We start from the raw sequence: 2,366 nt of genomic DNA, 5'->3' as shown, positions 1-2,366 counted from the left end.
CCCGGACCGTCCCGTCCCCCCCCTCCCCACCCTCCGCCCCGGGTCCCGCCCCGCCCATGCCGGACTCCCAGCCGGCCTCCCAACAGTCGGCCTCCCGGTCCGCCGCCTGACCACGGGCGAACACGTTGTGCGCGGCGGCATTCGGCCCGGTTGCGGCGCGGCCTGTCGGGTGCGGGCGTGGCGGCCTACCATCGCGGGAGGAAGCCACCGGCCCGGGCCTACGTGAAGGGGGCGCACCTTGGCCAGTGCCGCTGCCGTCGAAGATGTCCCGGACGGCGACGACGAGGACGCCGAGGACGGGGACCCCGACGGGGCCGACGGGAAGGCGGACGGGCGCAACCTTCGGGACGGGTCCTGGCAGGGGCCGGGTGGGCTGGTGCTGACGCCCGAGCAGAACCGCCTGGTCAGCACACACATGGCGCGCGTCACGGCGTTCGAGCCCGCTGTCACGGCGATGGTGCGCACGCTGGCCGACTCGGCCGGGAGCGGCCGACTCGTCGGCCTCCAGTACCGCGTCAAGTCCGAGCACTCGCTCAAGCGGCGCATCGCCCTCAGCCTGCTGAGACACCCCGTCCGGACCGCCGAGGAGGTCCTCGACCACGGCTACGACGCACTGCGCTACACCCTGTGCGCGGAGCCCGAGCACTACGCGTCGTGCGTGGAGCGCGCGTTAGAGCGACTGCTCGAGCTGGGCCTGGCCAGCGCCCGGTTCCGGAACTTCTGGCGGGAGAGCGGCGGCGAGTACCGGGGCGTCAACACCGTCTGGCAGGGACCGCCGCGGCGTCGGATGTTCGAGCTGCAGTTCCACACCCCGGACAGCTACCGCGCCACCGTGGTGACCCACACCGCCTACGAGCGGCTGCGGCAGCCCGGCCTCACCGACGACACCGCAGCGGGTCTCCGCGCCCTGCAGAGTGCCGTCTTCGGCCGGGTCCCGGTGCCGCCCGCGGCGCGGGCGATCGCCCTCCCACCCGCTCCGCCGGGGGCGGAGAGAAGTTGACGGGCCGTTTCACAGCTCGCCGAAGCCGGAGAGCAGGCCGTCCAGGGACGGGCCCTCGGTGAGCGGCTGCTCGGACCAGATGACCTTGCCCTCCGGCGTGTACCGGGTGCCCCACCGGTGGGCGAGCCGGGCGACCAGGAAGATGCCGCGGCCGCCCTCGTCCGTGGTCGCGGCCCAGCGCAGGTGCGGTGCGGTGCTGCTGGCGTCGGAGACCTCGCAGACCAGACTGGTGTCGCGCAGCAGCCGGACCCTGACCGGCGCCCCGCCGTAGCGGATGGCGTTGGTGATCAGCTCGCTGAGGATGAGCTCGGTGCTGAAGGAGATCTCGTCCAACCCCCACTCGGCCAACTGCTTCACGCAGGCGTTGCGCACCGGGCCGACCGCGGCGGGGTCGACGGGCACGTCCCACTCGGCCACCTGCTCCGGCGGCAGCAGGTCGGTGCGGGCCACGAGCAGCACCACGTCGTCCCGCGCCTGTGGTGCCGGGCCGGGCCGGGGCTCCGTCCCGAGGAGGGCGGCACAGGTCTCCTCCGGGCTGCGCGGCCGTCGGCTCTCGAGGGTCCGCCGCAGGCCCTGCAGGCCCTGGTCGATGTCCTGGCCACGGCTCTCGACCAGCCCGTCGCTGAACAGCAGGAGCTGGGAGCCCGGTTCCAGGGGTATCTCGGTGGTCTCGAAGGGGTGGCCGCCAACGCCCAGCGGTGGGGAGACCGCGACCTCGGGATAGTCCACGGTCCCGTCCGGGCGCAGCACGGCCGGGCCCAGATGCCCGGCCCGGGAGAGCGTGCAGACCCCCTCGACCGGGTCGTAGACCGCGTAGACGCAGGTCGAGCCGGTGATGCTGACGTCGGCGGACTCCTCGTCGAGCTGCGACACCAGCTCGTCCAGGCGGCCCAGCACCTCGTCCGGCGGCAGGTCCAGCGCGGAGAAGGTGCGGATCGCGGTGCGCAGGCGCCCCATGGCGACCGCCGCGTTGATGCCGTGGCCGACCACGTCCCCGACCACCAGCGCGCTGCGGAATCCCGGCAGCGGGATGACGTCGAACCAGTCGCCGCCCACGCCGGCACTGGCCGGCAGGTACCGGTGGGCCACGTCCAGCCCGGTCCGCACCGGCAGGCTCTGTGGCAGCAGGCTGCGCTGCAGGGCCACAGCGGTGCCATGCTCGCGCGTGTAGCGGCGCGCGTTGTCGATGGAGACGGCGGCGCGGGCGGCGAGGTCCTGCGCCAGCAGCAGGTCGTCGGCCTCGAACGCCGGACTCCCGGCCGCCCGCCGGAACTCGACCAGCCCCAGCAGCCCGCCCCGCATCCGCAGCGGCGCGGTCACCGTCCCGTGGTGGGCGTCCGGCACGGCAGCGTCACTGGTCGCCGCC

Annotated in this window: 2 protein-coding genes; one reads left to right on the top strand and one right to left on the bottom strand. The window is 74.3% G+C overall.

The features are described 5' to 3' along the window. Window positions 1-238: 238 nt before the first annotated feature. Window positions 239-1,000, top strand: a complete 762-nt coding sequence (locus TR49_RS15620) for a hypothetical protein (RefSeq protein WP_052434324.1) — start codon at window positions 239-241, stop codon at window positions 998-1,000. 9 nt (window positions 1,001-1,009) lie between these two features. On the opposite strand, the gene TR49_RS43840 is transcribed toward TR49_RS15620, so the two are convergent. Next, window positions 1,010-2,366 (bottom strand): ATP-binding SpoIIE family protein phosphatase (locus TR49_RS43840; protein ID WP_160311604.1); only part of this gene is annotated, 1,357 nt, incomplete at its 5' end.

The organism is Streptacidiphilus melanogenes (genome assembly GCF_000787835.1).
Classification (GTDB): domain Bacteria; phylum Actinomycetota; class Actinomycetes; order Streptomycetales; family Streptomycetaceae; genus Streptacidiphilus; species Streptacidiphilus melanogenes.
Note: the sequence above shows the minus strand (reverse complement) of the source record. Positions and strands in the feature narration are given on the sequence as shown.